At 70.4% G+C, this 17,725-nt stretch carries 19 protein-coding genes; 18 read left to right on the plus strand and 1 reads right to left on the minus strand.

Features of this window, described 5'->3' with window-relative positions; genetic code table 11:
• The first annotated feature begins 210 nt into the window (after positions 1 to 210).
• The 15 genes from ACWDBB_RS24135 to ACWDBB_RS24205 all read left to right on the plus strand — a co-directional run bounded on the left by ACWDBB_RS24135 (position 211) and on the right by ACWDBB_RS24205 (position 13,962).
• Positions 211 to 858, plus strand: a complete 648-nt coding sequence (locus ACWDBB_RS24135; RefSeq protein WP_392873119.1) for an L-threonylcarbamoyladenylate synthase — start codon at positions 211 to 213, stop codon at positions 856 to 858.
• 32 nt (positions 859 to 890) lie between these two features.
• Positions 891 to 1,532 (plus strand): arsenate reductase/protein-tyrosine-phosphatase family protein, encoded by a 642-nt coding sequence (locus tag ACWDBB_RS24140; RefSeq protein WP_392874204.1) that lies wholly within the window; start codon positions 891 to 893, stop codon positions 1,530 to 1,532.
• A gap of 155 nt (positions 1,533 to 1,687) precedes the next feature.
• Positions 1,688 to 2,968 (plus strand): serine hydroxymethyltransferase, encoded by a 1,281-nt coding sequence (locus ACWDBB_RS24145; protein WP_449791585.1) that lies wholly within the window; start codon positions 1,688 to 1,690, stop codon positions 2,966 to 2,968.
• Positions 2,969 to 3,140: 172 nt separating this feature from the next.
• On the plus strand, positions 3,141 to 4,430 hold the full coding sequence (locus ACWDBB_RS24150; protein ID WP_449791586.1) for an MraY family glycosyltransferase: 1,290 nt from the start codon (positions 3,141 to 3,143) through the stop codon (positions 4,428 to 4,430).
• A gap of 296 nt (positions 4,431 to 4,726) precedes the next feature.
• A complete protein-coding gene (locus ACWDBB_RS24155; RefSeq protein WP_392913608.1) occupies positions 4,727 to 5,170 on the plus strand; it encodes a hypothetical protein in 444 nt (147 codons plus the stop codon).
• A 267-nt stretch (positions 5,171 to 5,437) separates the two neighbouring features.
• Entirely contained in the window at positions 5,438 to 6,268 is an 831-nt protein-coding gene (gene atpB, locus ACWDBB_RS24160; RefSeq protein ID WP_449791587.1) for a F0F1 ATP synthase subunit A, read from the plus strand.
• A gap of 90 nt (positions 6,269 to 6,358) precedes the next feature.
• A complete protein-coding gene (atpE, locus tag ACWDBB_RS24165; RefSeq protein ID WP_031074289.1) occupies positions 6,359 to 6,595 on the plus strand; it encodes an ATP synthase F0 subunit C in 237 nt (78 codons plus the stop codon).
• Positions 6,596 to 6,636: 41 nt separating this feature from the next.
• A complete protein-coding gene (locus ACWDBB_RS24170) occupies positions 6,637 to 7,191 on the plus strand; it encodes a F0F1 ATP synthase subunit B (protein ID WP_359830931.1) in 555 nt (184 codons plus the stop codon).
• The gene (locus ACWDBB_RS24175; protein ID WP_359830929.1) at positions 7,188 to 8,003 is read left to right on the plus strand and encodes a F0F1 ATP synthase subunit delta; all 816 of its coding nucleotides are present in this window, start codon (positions 7,188 to 7,190) and stop codon (positions 8,001 to 8,003) included. The genes ACWDBB_RS24170 and ACWDBB_RS24175 overlap by 4 nt, the downstream gene beginning before the upstream one ends.
• Positions 8,004 to 8,159: 156 nt before the next feature.
• Positions 8,160 to 9,734 carry a F0F1 ATP synthase subunit alpha gene (gene atpA / locus ACWDBB_RS24180; RefSeq protein ID WP_396303043.1) on the plus strand — a complete coding sequence of 525 codons (1,575 nt, stop codon included), beginning with the start codon at positions 8,160 to 8,162 and terminating at the stop codon, positions 9,732 to 9,734.
• A gap of 32 nt (positions 9,735 to 9,766) precedes the next feature.
• Entirely contained in the window at positions 9,767 to 10,681 is a 915-nt protein-coding gene (locus tag ACWDBB_RS24185) for a F0F1 ATP synthase subunit gamma (protein WP_449791588.1), read from the plus strand.
• A gap of 2 nt (positions 10,682 to 10,683) precedes the next feature.
• Positions 10,684 to 12,129, plus strand: coding sequence for a F0F1 ATP synthase subunit beta (gene atpD / locus ACWDBB_RS24190; protein ID WP_449791589.1), 1,446 nt, complete (start codon positions 10,684 to 10,686; stop codon positions 12,127 to 12,129).
• A 186-nt stretch (positions 12,130 to 12,315) separates the two neighbouring features.
• The gene (locus ACWDBB_RS24195) at positions 12,316 to 12,699 is read left to right on the plus strand and encodes a F0F1 ATP synthase subunit epsilon (protein ID WP_396247040.1); all 384 of its coding nucleotides are present in this window, start codon (positions 12,316 to 12,318) and stop codon (positions 12,697 to 12,699) included.
• 148 nt (positions 12,700 to 12,847) lie between these two features.
• On the plus strand, positions 12,848 to 13,348 hold the full coding sequence (locus ACWDBB_RS24200; protein ID WP_030057523.1) for a DUF2550 domain-containing protein: 501 nt from the start codon (positions 12,848 to 12,850) through the stop codon (positions 13,346 to 13,348).
• A 41-nt stretch (positions 13,349 to 13,389) separates the two neighbouring features.
• On the plus strand, positions 13,390 to 13,962 hold the full coding sequence (locus tag ACWDBB_RS24205) for a cob(I)yrinic acid a,c-diamide adenosyltransferase (RefSeq protein ID WP_392873091.1): 573 nt from the start codon (positions 13,390 to 13,392) through the stop codon (positions 13,960 to 13,962).
• Positions 13,963 to 13,974: 12 nt separating this feature from the next.
• Here the strand turns inward: ACWDBB_RS24205 and ACWDBB_RS24210 are convergent, their stop codons facing one another.
• Positions 13,975 to 14,568, minus strand: a complete 594-nt coding sequence (locus ACWDBB_RS24210; protein WP_449791590.1) for a hypothetical protein — start codon at positions 14,566 to 14,568, stop codon at positions 13,975 to 13,977.
• 155 nt (positions 14,569 to 14,723) lie between these two features.
• Between ACWDBB_RS24210 and ACWDBB_RS24215 the strand changes: the two genes are divergently transcribed.
• The 3 genes from ACWDBB_RS24215 to ACWDBB_RS24225 all read left to right on the plus strand — a co-directional run bounded on the left by ACWDBB_RS24215 (position 14,724) and on the right by ACWDBB_RS24225 (position 17,660).
• Positions 14,724 to 15,932 (plus strand): sensor histidine kinase, encoded by a 1,209-nt coding sequence (locus ACWDBB_RS24215; RefSeq protein WP_449791591.1) that lies wholly within the window; start codon positions 14,724 to 14,726, stop codon positions 15,930 to 15,932.
• Positions 15,929 to 16,579, plus strand: a complete 651-nt coding sequence (locus tag ACWDBB_RS24220) for a response regulator (RefSeq protein ID WP_449791592.1) — start codon at positions 15,929 to 15,931, stop codon at positions 16,577 to 16,579. The genes ACWDBB_RS24215 and ACWDBB_RS24220 overlap by 4 nt, the downstream gene beginning before the upstream one ends.
• 211 nt (positions 16,580 to 16,790) lie before the next feature.
• Entirely contained in the window at positions 16,791 to 17,660 is an 870-nt protein-coding gene (locus tag ACWDBB_RS24225) for a 3-hydroxyacyl-CoA dehydrogenase family protein (RefSeq protein ID WP_449791593.1), read from the plus strand.
• The last annotated feature ends 65 nt before the right edge of the window (positions 17,661 to 17,725 follow it).

A 17,725-nucleotide genomic window follows, 5' to 3' on the forward strand; every position in this document is an offset into this window, starting at 1 on the left:
CGGGTCGTGAACAGTCGAGCACCGTACGACCGCCCGAAGGGTCGGGTCGTGAACAGTCGAGCACCGTACGACCGCCCGAAGGGTCGGGTCGTGAACAGTCGAGCACCGTACGACCGCCCGAAGGGTCGGGTCGTGAACGCCAAGCACCGTACGACTGCTCGTAAGGCCGTGCTGTAACGCCATGAGCCACTCCGGAAGGGGACCGCACCGATGAGCCGCCGTTACGACTGTGCCGACGCCGGGGACCGCGCCACCGGTCTGCGCGAGGCCGCCTCGGCCATCCGCCGCGGCGAACTCGTCGTGCTGCCCACCGACACCCTGTACGGGGTCGGTGCGGACGCCTTCTCCCCGGAGGCCGTCGGCGAGCTGATGGCCACCCGCGGTCGCGGCCGCAACACGCCCTCCCCGGTGCTGGTCGGCTCGCCGACCACCCTGCACGGCCTGGTCACCGACTTCTCCGAGCAGGCCTGGGAGCTGGTCGACGCCTTCTGGCCCGGCGGGCTCACCCTGGTCGCCCGGCACCAGCCCTCGCTGCGCTGGGACCTCGGCGACACCCGCGGCACCGTCGCGGTCCGGATGCCGCTGCACCCGGTCGCCATCGAGCTGCTGAACGCCACCGGCCCGATGGCCGTCTCCAGCGCCAACCGGATCGGCGGGGCCTCCCCGCTGACCTGCGACGAGGCGCAGGCCCAGCTCGGCGACGCGATCTCGGTCTACCTGGACGGCGGGCCGGCCGTGGACTCCGCCACCTCGTCGATCGTCGACGTCACCGGCAAGGTCCCGGTCCTGCTGCGGGCCGGTGCGATCAGCGTCGAGCAGCTGAGGGAGGTCGTCCCCGACCTGGAGGCCGGCAGTTGACGCCCACCGCCTCGCTCCACTCCGGGCCGGGCATGGCGCCGTACCTGAGTGTGGGCCCCAGGCCGCTGGACCACTTCCGGATCCTGTTCGTCTGCACCGGGAACATCTGCCGCTCGCCGATCGCCGAGCGGCTGACCCGGCGTGAGCTGGACACCCGGCTGAGCCCCCGGGTGGCCGGGCGGATCCTGGTCGAGAGCGCCGGCACCTGGGGCCACGTGGGCGCGCCGATGGAGGACCACGCCGCGACCGTGCTGGACGAGTACGGCGCCGACAGCGGTGGCTTCACCGGCCGCGAGCTGCTGGACGAGCACGTGGTCGAGGCCGACCTGGTGCTCACCGCGACGCTGGACCACCGGGCCCAGGTGATCTCGATGGGCCACGAGGCGGGCCTGCGCACCTTCACGCTGAAGGAGTTCACCCGCCTGGTGCGGACGATAGACCCGGGCACCCTGCCGGACCCCCGGCGCGGCGCCGACGTGACCGAGCGGGCCCGCGCGCTGGTCCGGGCGGCCGCCGCGCTGCGCGGCTGGCTGCTGGCCGCCACCCCGGAGTCGGACGAGCTGGACGACCCGTACGGGGCGCCGATCGGCATGTTCCGCAACTGCGGCGAGGAGATATTCCACGCGGTCGACCCGGTGGTCACCGCGCTCACCGGCGTCCCCGCGCCGCGCTGACGCCCCCGGGCCCCGTCGTCGACGGGCCCCGGACGTGGGCGCAGGACGCGGGCCCCGGCGCCGAATGGGTCGTCCGGTCGCGGCTCGGCAGGCCGGGCGGCGACGACGGTCCTACGCTGGGTGACACAGTCCCCGCAGCGTCCGGGAGCCCCGCCATGACCGTCACTGATGCCGCGACCGGCCCGACCTCGACGACCGGGCGCCCCCGGGTGTCCGAGGCGCTGCACCGCGCCGATCCGCAGCTGGCCGACCTGCTGGCCGCGGAGGCCGAGCGGCGCGCCGAAACGATCCAGCTGCTGGCGGGGGAGAACCTGACCAGCCCGGCCGTCCTGGCGGCGCTCACCGGCCCGCTGATCGACAAGTACGCCGAGGGCTACCCGGGCCGCCGGCACCACACCGGCTGCGCGCTGGCGGACGCCGCCGAGCTGCTGGCGATCGACCGGGCCCGCGAGCTGTTCGCCGCCCCGCACGCCAACGTCCAGCCCCGGTCGGCGACTTCGGCGATGCTGGCTGCGTACGCGGCGCTGCTGCGGCCCGGTGACGGGGTGCTGGCGATGTCGCTGGAGCACGGTGGCCACCTCAGCTGCGGCTCGCGCGCCAACTTCTCCGGCCGCTGGTTCGACTTCACCGGCTACGGCGTGCGCGAGGACGACGGGCTGATCGACCTGGACCAGGTCCGCGACCTGGCCCGGCAGCACCGCCCCAAGGCCCTCGTGGCGGGCTCGATCTCCCACCCCCGGCACCCGGACTGGGCGGCGTTCCGGGAGATCGCCGACGAGGTGGACGCCTACCTGGTCGCCACCGTCGCGCAGACCACCGGGCTGATCGCGGCCGGGGTGGCGCCCTCCCCGGTGCCGTACGCGGACGTCACCGTCGCGGCCACCCACAAGCTGCTGCGCGGTCCGCGCGGCGGACTGCTGCTGTGCACCGCGGAGCTGGCCGAGCGGATCGACCGGGCGGTGTTCCCGTTCAGCCAGGGCGGCGCGGCGATGAACGAGGTGGCCGGCAAGGCGGTGGCCCTCGCGGAGGCCTCCCGGCCCGAATACCGGGCGTACGCGCAGCGGACGGTGTCCGGGGCGCGGGTGCTCGCCGCGGGGCTCGCAGAGGCCGGTATGCGCCCTCTGACGGGCGGGACCGACACCCACCTGGTGACCGCCGACGTCAGCCCGCTCGGCATCAGCGGCGCGGAGGCCGAGCGCCGCTGCGCGGCGGCCGGGCTGCTGCTGGGCAAGTGCGCACTGCCGTACGACCCGGCGCCGGCCGCCGAGACCTCCGGCATCCGGCTGGGCACGGGCACGGTGACCAGCCAGGGAATGGGGGAGCCGGAACTGGCCGAGATCGCCGGGCTGATCGCGCGGGTGCTCGCCGGCGGCGCCGTCGCCCCGGCCGCGGCGCGGGTGCGGGAGCTGGCGCTGGCCCTCGCCGGCCGGGCCTGACGGAGCGCTCGCGCGGGCATTCGAAACTCCTACCCGGGAGGGCGAACCGCGATGCGTGGTCCCGGCGTCCGACTCAATAAGGTGTGTGCCGTGGCGACGCACCTCGAACCCCGGGAAGGCAGGGGAGTACCTTCGGTACTTCCCCGTTCGACAGTGATGCAGGAGGCCAGTGGTGCGTGAGTATCTGCTGGTGCTGTTCTGCACCGCCGCCGTCACCTACCTGCTGACCGGCCCGGTCCGGAAGTTCGCCATCGCCGCCGGTGCCATGCCCCCGGTGCGCGCCCGCGACGTGCACCGCGAGCCCACGCCGCGGCTCGGCGGCATCGCGATGTTCGGCGGACTCTGCGCGGGCATCCTGGTCGCCTCCCAGCTCGACAACCTGAGCAAGGTGTTCTCGCAGGGCACCGATATCCGCGCGCTGCTGTCCGGTGCCGGGATCATGTTCCTGCTCGGGGTGCTCGACGACAAGTGGGGCGTGGACGCGCTGGTGAAGCTCGGCGGTCAGATGATCGCCGCCGGTGTGATGGTCTGGCAGGGCGTCACGGTGATCACCCTCCCGGTGCCCGGGTTCGGCCCGGTCGCGGTGACCCCGACCCAGGGCATGATCATCTCGGTCACCCTGGTCGTCGTCATGGTCAACGCGGTGAACTTCATCGACGGCCTGGACGGCCTGGCCGGCGGCATGGTCTGCATCGCAGCGATGGCGTTCTTCCTGTACAGCTACCGGCTCTGGTACGGCTACACGATCTCCGACGCGGCCCCCGCCGTGCTGTTCAGCGTGCTGCTGATCGGCATGTGCCTGGGCTTCCTGGCGCACAACATGCACCCCGCGCGGATCTTCATGGGCGACTCCGGCTCGATGATGCTGGGCCTGATGCTGGCGGTCGCCGCGATCTCCATCACCGGCCGGGTCGACCCGGACCTGATCAGCAACGAGGCCGGTTCGCAGACCGCCGCCGTGCACGCCCTGGTGCCGATCTACATCCCGCTGCTGCTGCCGCTGACGGTCATCGCGCTGCCGCTGGCCGACCTGCTGCTCGCGGTGGTGCGCCGCACCTGGGCCGGCCAGTCCCCGTTCGCCGCGGACAAGCGCCACCTGCACCACCGGCTGCTCCAGGTCGGCCACTCGCACAGCCGCGCCGTACTGATCATGTACTTCTGGGCCGCGCTGATCGCCTTCGGCTCGGTGGCCTTCTCGGTGACCAACACCGGCCGCACCGTCGTCCTGACGCTCGCCGGCCTCTGCCTGGTCGGCCTGGTCGTGCTGCTCACCCCGTGGTTCCGGCCGCGCGCCCCGCGGGCGGTGCAGTCCTTCCTCCCCCCGCGCTACCGCCGGCACCAGAGCGGTCCGATGGCCGAACTGTCGGCGAAGGACAAGCAACTCCTCGGTGAAGCCGGGAGGGACCCGGCCGTGGACTCCACCGCGGTCGGCCACCAGGGCGAGGCCAGCGGCCGCCGCTGACAAGGGAGTTGAGGTGCGGTCAGCTGCCGTTCACCCGAATGGCGGAGCCGTTGCGCCGTTGGTGTGACAGGTGCCACACGTTCATGGTAAAGCTCTCATCAAATAGTTTGTGATACCGTTCACGAGTACCGAGAACACGCCGAAAGACCTCACAGGTGGATGACTTCCGTCCCTGTCGGTCTCCCTCACCGGGCCCGCTTCTCCCTGGCGGCCCGCGGCGATGGCTCGGTCCGGTGTCACCCGCCACCGCTGTGCCCGTCCCCCCGCCACATCGACATGCCGCCGGAGCTGCCGACATGCCGTCCACCGACGCCCGGATCCTCCGAGGCGCCGCGATTCCCACTGCGGTCGCCGGGATCATCGCCATGGCGATCTCCTTCGCAGTCGCCGGCGGGAAGGGGCTGCTCGGCGCCCTGTTCGGCGCGCTCCTCGTGATGGCCTTCTTCACCTTCGGTCAGATCGCGCTCGACCGGCTGACCAGGTCGAACCCGCAGATCATGATGGCCGCGGCGCTGCTGGTGTACACCACGCAGATCCTGCTGGTCGGCATCGTGCTCGCGGTCTTCAAGGACACCGAACTCTTCAACCGGCAGGCGTTCGCCTTCACCCTGCTCGGCTGCGCCCTGATCTGGACGGGCTTCCAGGTGCGCGGCGCGCTCAAGGCCAAGACCTTCTACGTCGACCCCGACGCCTCCGAAAAGAAGGGCGACAAGCCCTCCGACAAGGGGCGTCAACAGTGACGAGGCCCGACTGTCCCCCCAACGAGGGGGGCGGTGTTTATGCCGCGCTGACGGGCTGCTATCGTCCGTCGCAACAACGGAGTACGGGAAGAGGCCTGGTCTGTCCGGAGAGCGGACGGATCGCCCCCCTGATCCGCGCAGTCTTCGATGATCCCGCTGTGGTGCAGTGCACCGGCGCGCGGGGTCGGCGAGAAACCCATCAAGTTCCAGTGCCGCTCCGTGGCCGCAGGCCACGCCGACACACCGAGGTTGCCGTATCCATGCGTCATGACGAAGGAGTCCGTGGTGAGTGCTGAACTCACGCCCCTCGCCTCAGGCAGTTGCCACTTCGGGGACGCTGGCTGCGGCTTCCCGGCCCCGGGTCTGAACGAGTTCCAGTTCAAGCCGATCTTCACGATCGGCAGCATCGAGTTCAACAAGCCGATGCTGCTGTCGATCATCGTCGCGCTCCTGGTCGTGGTGTTCTTCTGGGCGGCGTTCGCCAAGCCGCGCCTGGTTCCCGGCAAGCTGCAGCTGGTCGGCGAGATCGGGTACGACTTCGTCAAGCGCTCCATCGTGCTGGAGACGATCGGCAAGAAGGGCGAGAAGTACGTCCCGATGCTCGTCTCGATGTTCTTCTTCATCTGGTTGATGAACATCATGTCGATCATCCCGTTCGCGCAGTTCCCGGTGACGGCGGCGATCGCGTTCCCGGCCGGCCTCGCGGCGGTCGTGTGGATCACCTACATGACGCTGACCTTCAAGAAGCACGGCTTCGTCGGCGGTCTGAAGAACCTCTGCTGGCCGTCGGGCATCCCCGGCTGGGTCATGTTCATCCTGGTGCCGATCGAGTTCTTCTCGAACATCTTCGTGCGCCCCTTCACGCTCGCGGTCCGAGCCTTCGCGAACATGTTCGCCGGCCACCTGCTGATCGTGATGTTCTCCATCGCCTCCTGGTACCTGCTCAGCCCGTCCCTGGGCGCGCTGTACGGCTCGGCCTCGTTCATCGTCGCCGTCGGCCTGACCGCCTTCGAGCTGCTGGTCCAGTTCCTGCAGGCCTACATCTTCGTGATGCTGGCCAGCAGCTACATCGCCGGTGCCCTGGAAGAGGCGCACTGAGCCCCGGGGCCACCGCCCCGCCGAGAACCACCTTCCGATCGCCCGGTGGCCAATCACCACCGGTTCACCACCCTGCAAAGGACAACGTCAATGAGCATCCTCGCTGAGGGCACTGTCTACGGTTCCGTCGCCTCCCTGGGCTACGGCCTCGCCGCCATCGGCCCCGGCATCGGCGTCGGTCTGATCTTCGGTAACGGTGTCCAGGCCATGGCCCGCCAGCCCGAGGCTGCCGGTCTCATCCGTTCCAACATGTTCATCGGCTTCGCGCTGACCGAGGCGCTCGCCCTCATCGGCATCGTCATGCCGTTCGTCTTCGGCAACAAGTAATCCCGCCGTAGACCCTTTCTGAGGAAGGTCCAGATATGAGCATGGCGATCGTCCAGCTCGCGTCCGAGGAGAAGATGAACCCTCTCCTCCCCGCGTGGCCCGAGATCATCATCGGCCTGCTCTGCTTCTTCATCGTCTTCGGTCTGCTCGGCAAGAAGCTCCTCCCCAGCATCGAGAAGGTGCTGTCGGAGCGCCGGGACGCGATCGAGGGCGGGATGGAGCGCGCCGAGGCCGCCCAGGCAGAGGCCCAGGCCCTGCTTGAGCAGTACCGCGCCGAGCTCGCCGAGGCGCGCCACGAGGCTGCCCGCATCGTCGAGCAGGCTCGCGAGCAGGGTGCCGCCCAGCTCGCCGAGATGCGCGAGGAGGGCCAGCGCCAGCGCGAGGCCATCGTCGCCGCCGGTCACGCCCAGATCGAGGCGGACAAGAAGCAGGCCACTGCCGCCCTGCGTCAGGACGTGGGCTCGCTGGCCACCCAGCTGGCGTCCCGCATCGTGGGTGAGTCCCTCGAGGACCACACCCGGCAGAGCGGCGTCATCGACCGCTTCCTGGACGAGCTGGAGGCCAAGGCCGCCGTTGCTCAGGGTGCGGCCAAGTGATCGGCGCCAGCCGCGAGGCCCTCGCCGCCGGCCGGCAGAACCTCGAGAGCCTGACCGACTCCACCTCGGTGGACGCGGCCAAGCTCGCCGAGGAGCTCACCGCCGTCACGGCCGTGCTGGACCGTGAGGTGTCGCTGCGCCGCGTCCTGACCGACCCGTCCCGGTCGGGCCAGGACAAGGCCCAGCTGGTCACCTCGCTGCTGACGGGTCAGGTCTCCGGCGAGGCCGTCGACCTGGTCTCCGGTCTGGTCCGCTCCCGCTGGTCGGGCTCGCGCGACCTGGTGGACGCGACCGAGGAGCTCGCCGCCTACGCGGAGATCATCGCCGCGGACAAGGCCGGCGCCCTGGACGACGTCGAGGACGAGCTCTTCCGCTTCGGTCGGGTGGTGAGCGGCTCGCACGAGCTGCGTGCCGCGCTGACCGAGCCGAAGGCCGGTGCCGTCGCGAAGGCCGAGCTGATCAAGAAGCTGCTCGGCGGCCGCGCCAACGCCGGCACCGTCCGGCTGGTCACCGCCCTCGTCAACGTGCCGCGTGGCCGTAGCCTGGAGCAGGGCCTCGAGTCCTACTCGAAGCTCGCCGCCGCGCGTCGCGGCCGCGTGGTGGCCCTGGTCACCACCGCGGTGCCGCTGTCGGACACCCAGAAGGAGCGCCTGTCCGGTGCTCTGGCCCGGATGTACGGCCGCCAGGTCCACCTGAACATCGACGTCGACCCCGAGGTCGTCGGCGGCGTCCGGGTGCAGATCGGCGACGAGATCATCAACGGCACCGTGTCGAGCCGCCTCGAGGGCGCTCGCCAGTCGCTCGAAGGCTGAGCACCGAAGCAGCACATCCGACCCTCGGTCGGGAAACCGGCTCCCCAAGGAGCCGGCAAATCGTACGGCCGGTTCGCAAGACCCGGCCGAGAGTCGAATACTTGCGGCCCTCAATGGCGGGCCGAGGATCGCAAACTAGGAGAGCAGGGAAGCCTGATGGCGGAGCTTACGATCCGTCCGGAGGAGATCCGGGACGCGCTGGCCGACTTTGTCCAGTCGTACCAGCCGGACGCCGCTTCTGTGGAAGAGGTCGGCACGGTCACTGACGCGGCGGACGGCATCGCCCATGTCGAGGGCCTGCCCTCGGTCATGGCGAACGAGCTGCTGAAGTTCGAGGACGGCACGCTCGGCCTCGCGCTGAACCTCGACACCCGCGAGATCGGTGTCGTCGTCCTCGGTGAGTTCGGCGGCATCGAAGAGGGCCAGACCGTGCGCCGCACCGGCGAGGTCCTCTCGGTTCCGGTCGGCGACGGCTACCTCGGCCGCGTCGTGGACCCGCTGGGCAACCCGATCGACGGCCTCGGCGACATCGCCGCCACCGGTCGCCGCGCCCTGGAGCTGCAGGCCCCCGGCGTCATGGCCCGCAAGTCGGTCAAGCAGCCGCTGCAGACCGGCATCAAGGCCATCGACGCGATGACCCCGATCGGCCGCGGCCAGCGCCAGCTGATCATCGGTGACCGCCAGACCGGCAAGACCGCGGTGGCCGTCGACACGATCATCAACCAGCGCGACAACTGGCGCTCGGGCGACCCGGAGAAGCAGGTCCGCTGCATCTACGTCGCCGTGGGCCAGAAGGGCTCCACCATCGCGTCCGTCCGCGGCGCCCTGGAGGAGGCCGGCGCGCTGGAGTACACCACCATCGTGGCCGCTCCCGCCTCCGACCCGGCCGGCTTCAAGTACCTCGCCCCGTACACCGGTTCGGCCATCGGCCAGGAGTGGATGTACGACGGCAAGCACGTCCTGATCATCTTCGACGACCTGTCGAAGCAGGCCGAGGCCTACCGTTCCGTCTCCCTGCTGCTGCGCCGCCCGCCGGGCCGCGAGGCCTACCCGGGTGACGTCTTCTACCTGCACTCCCGTCTGCTGGAGCGCTGCGCCAAGCTGAACGACGCCCTGGGCGGCGGCTCGATGACCGGTCTGCCGATCATCGAGACCAAGGCCAACGACGTCTCGGCGTACATCCCGACCAACGTCATCTCCATCACCGACGGCCAGTGCTTCCTGGAGTCCGACCTGTTCAACGCCGGCATCCGCCCGGCCGTGAACGTCGGTATCTCGGTCTCCCGCGTCGGTGGCTCCGCCCAGATCAAGGCCATGCGCTCGGTCGCCGGCCGCCTGCGTCTGGACCTCGCCCAGTACCGCGAGCTGGAGGCCTTCGCCGCCTTCGGTTCCGACCTGGACGCGGCCTCCAAGGCCCAGCTGGAGCGCGGTGCGCGCATGGTCGAGCTGCTGAAGCAGGGCCAGTACCAGCCGTTCCCGGTCGAGGAGCAGGTCGTCTCCATCTGGGCCGGCACCACCGGCAAGATGGACGACGTCCCGGTCGCCGAGATCCGCCGCTTCGAGCGCGAGTTCCTGGACCACGTCCGCCTGCAGCACAAGGACCTGCTCGCCGGCATCGTCGAGACCGGTCTGCTGGCCGACGGCACCGTCGACGCGCTGACCAGCGCGATCGAGGCCTTCAAGCAGGGTTACCAGACGGCTGACGGCAAGCTGCTCTCCGAGCAGGCCTGAGTCCGGTAGCGAGGGAAAGGACGTAACGACCCATGGGAGCACAGCTTCGGGTCTACAAGCGCCGGATCCGCTCTGTCACCGCGACGAAGAAGATCACCAAGGCGATGGAGATGATCTCCGCGTCGCGCATCGTCAAGGCGCAGCGCGCGGTGGCCGCCTCCACTCCGTACGCCGACGAGCTCACCCGGGCGGTGACGGCGGTGGCCACCCGGTCCAACGCCAAGCACCCGCTCACCACCGAGAACCCGAACGCCAAGCGCGCCGCCGTCCTGCTGATCACGGCGGACCGCGGCCTGGCGGGCGGCTACTCGACCAACGCCATCAAGGCCGCCCAGACGCTCACCGAGCGCCTGAAGGCCGAGGGCAAGGACGTGGTGACGTACATCATCGGCCGCAAGGGCGTCTCGTACTACACGTTCCGCGGTCTGACGATCGCGGACTCGTGGACGGGGTTCTCGGACAAGCCGACGTACGGTGACGCGAAGACCGTCGCGGTCGACCTGATCGCGGCCTTCACGGCCGAGACCGGTGGGGTGGACGAGCTCCACCTGATCTCGACCGAGTTCGTGTCGATGCTGACGCAGAACGCGGTCGAGGCGCGGCTGCTGCCGCTGAAGCTGGACGAGGTCCAGCTCAGCGACCAGAAGCCGGCCAAGTCGGAGATCTTCCCGCTGTACGACTTCGAGCCGTCGGCGGAGGGCGTCCTGGACGCGCTCCTGCCGCGGTACGTCGAGAGCCGGATCTACAACGCGCTGCTGCAGTCGGCCGCTTCCGAGCACGCCGCCCGCCGCCGTGCGATGAAGAGCGCGACGGACAACGCCGGCGAGCTCATCAAGTCGCTCACGCGGCTTGCCAACTCGGCCCGTCAGGCCGAGATCACCCAGGAAATCAGCGAGATCGTCGGTGGCGCCAACGCGCTCGCTGACGCCAGCCGCGGGAGCGAATGAGTATGACCACCACTGTTGAGCCGACCACGGCGACGGGCCGCGTCGCGCGGGTCATCGGCCCGGTCGTCGACGTGGAGTTCCCCGTCGACGCGATCCCGGACATGTACAACGCCCTGCACGTCGAGGTGGACAACCCCGACGGCTCGGGCAAGAAGACCCTGACCCTCGAGGTCGCCCAGCACCTCGGCGACGGCATGGTCCGCGGCATCTCGATGCAGCCGACCGACGGCCTGGTCCGCGGTTCGCAGGTCACCGACACCGGTGCCGCCATCTCCGTCCCGGTCGGCCAGATCACCAAGGGCAAGGTCTTCAACGCCCTCGGCGACGTGCTGAACGTGGACCAGGCGGAGTTCGACAAGCAGGTCGAGGTCCGCTGGCCGATCCACCGCAAGGCCCCCGAGTTCAAGGACCTCGAGTCCAAGACCGAGATGTTCGAGACCGGCATCAAGGTCATCGACCTGCTCACCCCGTACGTCCAGGGTGGCAAGATCGGTCTGTTCGGTGGCGCCGGTGTCGGCAAGACCGTTCTGATCCAGGAGATGATCTACCGCGTCGCCGAGAACTTCGGTGGTGTGTCGGTGTTCGCCGGTGTCGGCGAGCGCACCCGTGAGGGCAACGACCTCATCGACGAGATGGTCGACTCGGGCGTTCTGGACAAGACCGCGCTGGTCTTCGGCCAGATGGACGAGCCGCCGGGCACCCGTCTGCGCGTCGCGCTGTCCGCGCTGACCATGGCGGAGTACTTCCGTGACGTCGAGAAGCAGGACGTGCTCCTCTTCATCGACAACATCTTCCGGTTCACCCAGGCCGGTTCCGAGGTGTCGACCCTGCTCGGCCGCATGCCCTCCGCGGTGGGCTACCAGCCGAACCTGGCCGACGAGATGGGCCTCCTGCAGGAGCGCATCACCTCGACCCGCGGTCACTCGATCACCTCGATGCAGGCGATCTACGTCCCCGCGGACGACCTGACCGACCCGGCGCCGGCCACCACCTTCGCCCACCTGGACGCGACCACCGTTCTGTCGCGCCCGATCTCGGAGAAGGGCATCTACCCGGCCGTCGACCCGCTGGACTCCACGTCCCGCATCCTCGACCCGCGGTACATCGCGCAGAACCACTACGACACGGCCGTCCGTATCAAGGGGATCCTGCAGAAGTACAAGGACCTCCAGGACATCATCGCGATCCTCGGCATCGACGAGCTGTCCGAAGAGGACAAGATCACGGTGCACCGTGCCCGTCGCATCGAGCGCTTCCTCTCGCAGAACACCTACGTGGCGAAGCAGTTCACCGGCGTCGAGGGTTCGACCGTGCCGCTGTCGGAGACCATCGAGGCCTTCAACGCGATCGCGGACGGCAAGTACGACTCCGTCCCGGAGCAGGCCTTCTTCATGTGCGGTGGCATCGAGGACCTCGAGAAGAACGCCGCCGAGCTGGCGAAGAAGTAATCGCGGCCGGTAGCAGCTGTGCATGACCGTGAGGGGTGGCCCCCGAGCCTGGGGACCACCCCTCACGTCGCATCGGCTGTGATTCCGGTCAAATCCGTGCCGCCGGTTTCATGCCGGAGGCGCGGGGCCGTTATTCTTACCGAAACTCCCGAGTAATCGGGCGTTGCATGAGCCTAGGAGCCCACGTTGGCTGAGCTGCACGTCGAGCTGGTCGCAGCCGACCGCAAGGTGTGGTCCGGTGCGGCCACCATCGTCGTCGCCCGTACGGCCTCCGGTGACACCGGCATCATGCCGGGCCACACCCCGGTGCTGAGCGTGCTGGAGACCGGTCCCGTCACCATCCGCACGGTGGACGGCGGCACCGTGATCGCCGCGGTGCACGGCGGCTTCATCTCCTTCGCCGACAACAAGCTGTCTCTGCTCGCGGAGATCGCCGAGCTGGCGGACGAGATCGACGTCGCGCGTGCCGAGCGCGCACTGGAGAAGGCCAAGGCGGACCTGGACGAGCACGCCGAGCGGCGCGCCGAGGTCCGTCTGTTCGCGGCGCGCGGCCTCAAGGCCCACGCCTGAGTGCGCCGGACCCCGGCTTAGCGGGGTCGACCGACGGTCCCGGGGACGCGTGAGCGTGACCCCGGGACTGTCGTCGTAGTTGGTAGGTCAGCGCGGTCGCTTGATACGACCGCTACGGGGAACGCGGGTAGCGAGGAGGTAGGTGAGCATGGTCCTCGCGCTTGTGGTGTGTGCGGCGGTCGTGGCCCTGGGAGTGATCGGGCTGATGGCCTTCGCCGTCCGGCGCCGCCTGATCCAGCGGGTCGGCGGCACCTTCGACTGCAGCTACCGACTCAAAATGCCTGCCGACGCCTCGACGCAGCCCGACCTCGACGAGAACGGCAAACCCACCTCGGCCCCGGTCCCCCCGACCGACGGCAAGGGGTGGGTTTTTGGTATCGGCCGCTACAGCGGTGACTCGATCGAGTGGTTCCGGGTCTTCTCGTACGCCCCGCGCCCGCGCAAGGTGCTTCCGCGCCGGGAGATCGAGGTGCTCGGCCGGCGCTACCCGGAGGGCCAGGAGGAGCTGGCCCTGCTCTCCGGATCGGTGGTGCTGCGCTGCCTGCACAACGGGGCGCCGCTGGAGCTGGCGATGAGCGAGGACGCGCTGACCGGCTTCCTGGCCTGGCTGGAGGCGGCCCCGCCGGGGCAGAGAGTCAATGTCGCGTAATGCGGGTTAACGCCGCCTAACCTGGCCGCTACCCTGGCCGCATGGTCAATCTGACGCGCATCTACACCCGTACCGGCGACGACGGCACCACGGCGCTCGGCGACATGAGCCGGACCACCAAGACCGACCCGAGGCTGATCGCGTACGCGGACGCCAACGAGGCCAACGCCGCCATCGGGGTGGCGCTGGCCGTCGGCGAGCTGCCGGAGGACATCACGGCGGTGCTCGTCCGGGTCCAGAACGACCTGTTCGACGTCGGCGCCGACCTGTCCACCCCGGTGGTGGAGGACCCGAAGTACCCGCCGCTGCGGGTGCTGCAGTCCTACGTCGACCGGCTGGAGGCGGACTGCGACGAGTACCTGGCGCGGGTGGAGAAGCTGCGCAGCTTCATCCTGCCCGGCGGCACGCCCGGGGCGGCCCACCTCCACCTGGCCTGTACGGTGGTGCGGCGGGCCGAGCGCTCGACCTGGGCGGCGATCGCGGAGCACGGCGACAGCGTCAACCCGCTGACCGCGAAGTACCTCAACCGGCTGTCCGACCTGCTGTTCATCCTGGCCCGGGTGGCCAACAAGGAGCGCGGCGACGTGCTCTGGGTGCCGGGCGAGAACCGCTAGGAGCCGGCCGCCTCAGAGCCGGTCGGCCGGGGTCTTCTCCTTGACCACCCGGCCGTTCTCGACCAGGACGCCGGCCGGCGGCTCCTTGGGCCAGAGCGAGTAGCAGCCGGCCACGACCACGTTGACGACGGCCGCGATGCCCAGCTTGAGGTACCACTGGAGGAAGGTGCCGAAGTGGGCGGCGCCCGCGGAGAGCGGGACGAGCAGGGTGATCAGGCCGAGCGTGACCGCGGCCGACACGACGGTCCGGCCGGCGAACTGCCACTCGTACCTGGTCCGCTCCGGCCCGTACTTCGGCGAGGGCAGCGGCTTGGGGCCACCGGCGAAGCGGTACTGGAAGTGCCGGTCGGCCCAGCGCACCAGCGAGGGGCCGTAGCCGATCGAGAAGCCCGCGTAGCTCGCGGCCAGGGCGTGCGTCCAGCTCGCGGTGGCGCCGCCGCGCAGGTCGAGGACGGTGAGGGCGTACAGGGTGAGGTCCACCACCGGCAGGCCGACCAGCAGCGCGGTGCTGGTGCGGCGCCATCGGAGCAGGTAGCGGGTGGCGAGGCCGAGGCCGAGCAGGATCCAGAAGGAGATCTCGGCCGTGACGATGAGGGTGACGATCACGTTCTGCTCCCGGACGTTGCGTGGTGCTCCCAGCCTCGTGCGCGGGCGCGCCGGTGTCGTCGTCGCGTGGTGCCGTCCGGGCCTGCATCCTTCGATGTAGCGGTCTCCTCCGTGGACCGGAGCCGGGTGGGGCGCGGGAGTGGTGGGATGGGAACGTGCCGCTCCCCTTCCCCGCCCTGTCCCCGCGCCGGCAGGACCAGCTGATCGCCCTGTTCGGGCTGCTCGGCGGCTCGGTGCTGATCGTCTTCAAGGCGTACGACCAGGCCGACCGGGTACCGCCCTGGGTGGTGCTGCCGCCGCTGCTGGTGATGGCGGGGCTGGAGCTGGTCCGGCGGACCAGGCCGGTGCTGGCGGTGTCGCTCGGCGGGTTGGTCTTCGCGGGGAGCGTGTTCGCCGGCAACCTGGTGGCCACGCTGATCATGTACACCGATCTGCTGTACGCGGCGGTGCTCTACGGCAGCCCGCGGATGTCCCGGATACTGCACCTGACCGGCGGGGCCACCGTGCTGGCGCTCTCCACGCTGGCGGCGATCTACGGCGGCACCTCCCTCGCGCTGCTGGTGGTGGTGGTCAGCGCGCTGGTCTTCCTGGGGCCGGTGTGGACCGGCGACGTGGTGCGCAAGCACCAGCAGGAGGCGGAGGCCGAGCGGCTGCGGGCGGAACAGACCGCGCTGCTCTCGGAGATGGACCGGCGCGAGGCGATCGGCGCCGAACGGGCGCGGATGGCAAGGGAGTTGCACGACGTGGTGGCCAACCACCTGTCGGCGGTCGCGATCCACGCCACCGGCGCGCAGTCGGTGGCCAGGCGGCGCCGGCTGGCCGAGGACGACCCACTGGTGGAGGTGCTGGCGGTGATCCGGGAGAACAGCGTCCAGGGATTGGCCGAAATGCGTCGCATGATCGGACTGCTCCGGGACAGCGGCGGGGGAGAGGTGGACGAGTCGTACGCGGCACCCGACCTGGCCGCGGTGGACGCCCTGGTGGCCAAGGCCCGGGCGGCGGGCCAGGACGTCGGGCTGGACTTCGAGCTGGACGAGCGCGGTGAGCGCGGCGAACTCCCGGCGCCGGTCGGGCTGGCCGCGTACCGGATCGTCCAGGAGTCGCTGACCAACGCGCTCAAGCACGCCGGGCCCGGACTGGTCAGTCTGCGGCTGGAGTTCGCGTCCGAGGAACTCCGGATCGCCGTCGACAGTCCCTACCGGGCCGGGCCGGGCCGCGAACTGCCCGGCGCCCGGGCCGGGCTGGTGGGCATGGCGGAGCGGACCGGGCTGCTCGGCGGCAGCTTCGAGGCCGGGCCGAAGGACGGGTACTGGAGCGTGCGCGCGGTGCTGCCGCGCGCCCACGGGAACGAGGGGCGGGCATGACGATCCGGGTGCTGGTGGCCGAGGACCAGGCGGCGGTACGGGCGGCGCTGGTGATGATCCTGCGCGCCGAGCCGGAGTTCGAGGTGGTCGGGCAGGCCGCCGACGGCGAGGAGGCCGTCCGGCTGGCGCTGGAGCTGCGGCCCGACGTGGTGCTGATGGACATTCAGATGCCCCGGCTGGACGGCGTCTCGGCGACCCGGGAGGTGGTCGCCGCCGGGGCGGGCCAGGTGCTCGTGCTGACCACCTTCGACCTGGACGAGTACGTCTACGGCTCGCTGCGGGCGGGCGCGTCCGGGTTCCTGCTCAAGGACCTGGAGGCGGACACCCTGATCGAGGGCATCCGCACGGTGGCGCGCGGGGACGGGATGCTGGCGCCCTCGGTGACCAGGCGGCTGATCGGGGCCTTCGCCCGCCCCGAGCGGCCGGTCGGGCCGGAGGCCAGGGCCGCGGTGGGGGCGCTGACCGGCCGTGAGCGGGAGGTGCTGGCCTGCATCGGGGCGGGGATGTCCAACGGGGAGATCGCGGCCCGGCTGGTGATGGCGGAGGCGACCACCAAGACGCACGTCAGCCGCATCCTGGCGAAGCTGCGGCTGCGCAGCCGGGTGCAGGCGGCGATCCTGGCCCAGGACCTCGGGATGACCGTCTGACGGTCTGACCGTACGGCCGTCCGTCCGTCCGCCCGACCGTCCGAGCGCCTGACCAGGTCGGTTGCAGATCACACTCTCGATTGCTACTGCACCGGGGATTTGGGCATTAGAGTCCCGGAAACGAGCGACGCGGCTCGCCGGCGGTGACCCCTGCCCTGAGCCGCCTTCAGGGCCCGCCCGCGGGGCGGCGACGGCATCGGGAGACCCAGCCATGAGCAATGCGTCCAGCAAGCAGATCGCCGTGATCGGTGCCGGCCTGATGGGCGCCGGCATCGCCCAGGTGTCGGCGCAGGCCGGCCACCCGGTGGTGCTGCGGGACGTCACCGAGGAGGCGCTCCAGCGGGGCCTGGCGGGCATCCGCGCCTCCTACCAGAAGTTCGTCGCCAAGGGGAAGCTGAGCGCCGAGGACGCCGAGGCCGCGCTGGGCCGGATCACCACCACCACCGACCTGGGCGCCGTCGCCGAGGCCGACATCGTGGTCGAGGCCGTGTTCGAGAAGATGGAGGTCAAGGAGGGCGTCTTCCGGGAGCTCGACAAGCTCGCCAAGGACGGCGCCGTGCTGGCCTCCAACACCTCCGCCATCCCGATCACCCGGATCGCCGCCGCCACCGAGCGCCCGGAGTCGGTCGTCGGCGTCCACTTCTTCTCGCCGGTGCCGATGATGAAGCTGGTCGAGCTGGTCCGCGGCTACAAGACCAGCGACGAGACGCTGGCCGCCGCCCGCGCCTTCGCCGAGGGCGTCGGCAAGGAGGTCGTGGTGGTCAACCGCGACGTGGCCGGCTTCGTGACCACCCGCCTGATCACCGCGCTGGTCGTCGAGGCCGTCAAGCTGTACGAGTCGGGCGTGGCCACCGCCGAGGACATCGACACCGCCTGCCGGCTCGGTTTCGGCCACGCGATGGGACCGCTCCAGACCGCCGACCTGACGGGCGTGGACATCCTGCTGCACGCCGCCCGCAACATCTACACCGAGACCCAGGACGAGAAGTTCGCCGCGCCGGAGATCATGGCCCGCATGGTCACCGCCGGTGACCTGGGCCGCAAGAGCGGCCGCGGCTTCTACCCGTACGAGGGCAAGTGAGCCTGCCGGGCTGAACGGCCGCCGGGCCGTGCGACCGGAGCGTCGTACGGCCCGCTCCACCGGGC

The sequence above is a fragment of the Kitasatospora sp. NPDC001095 genome (genome assembly GCF_053598615.1).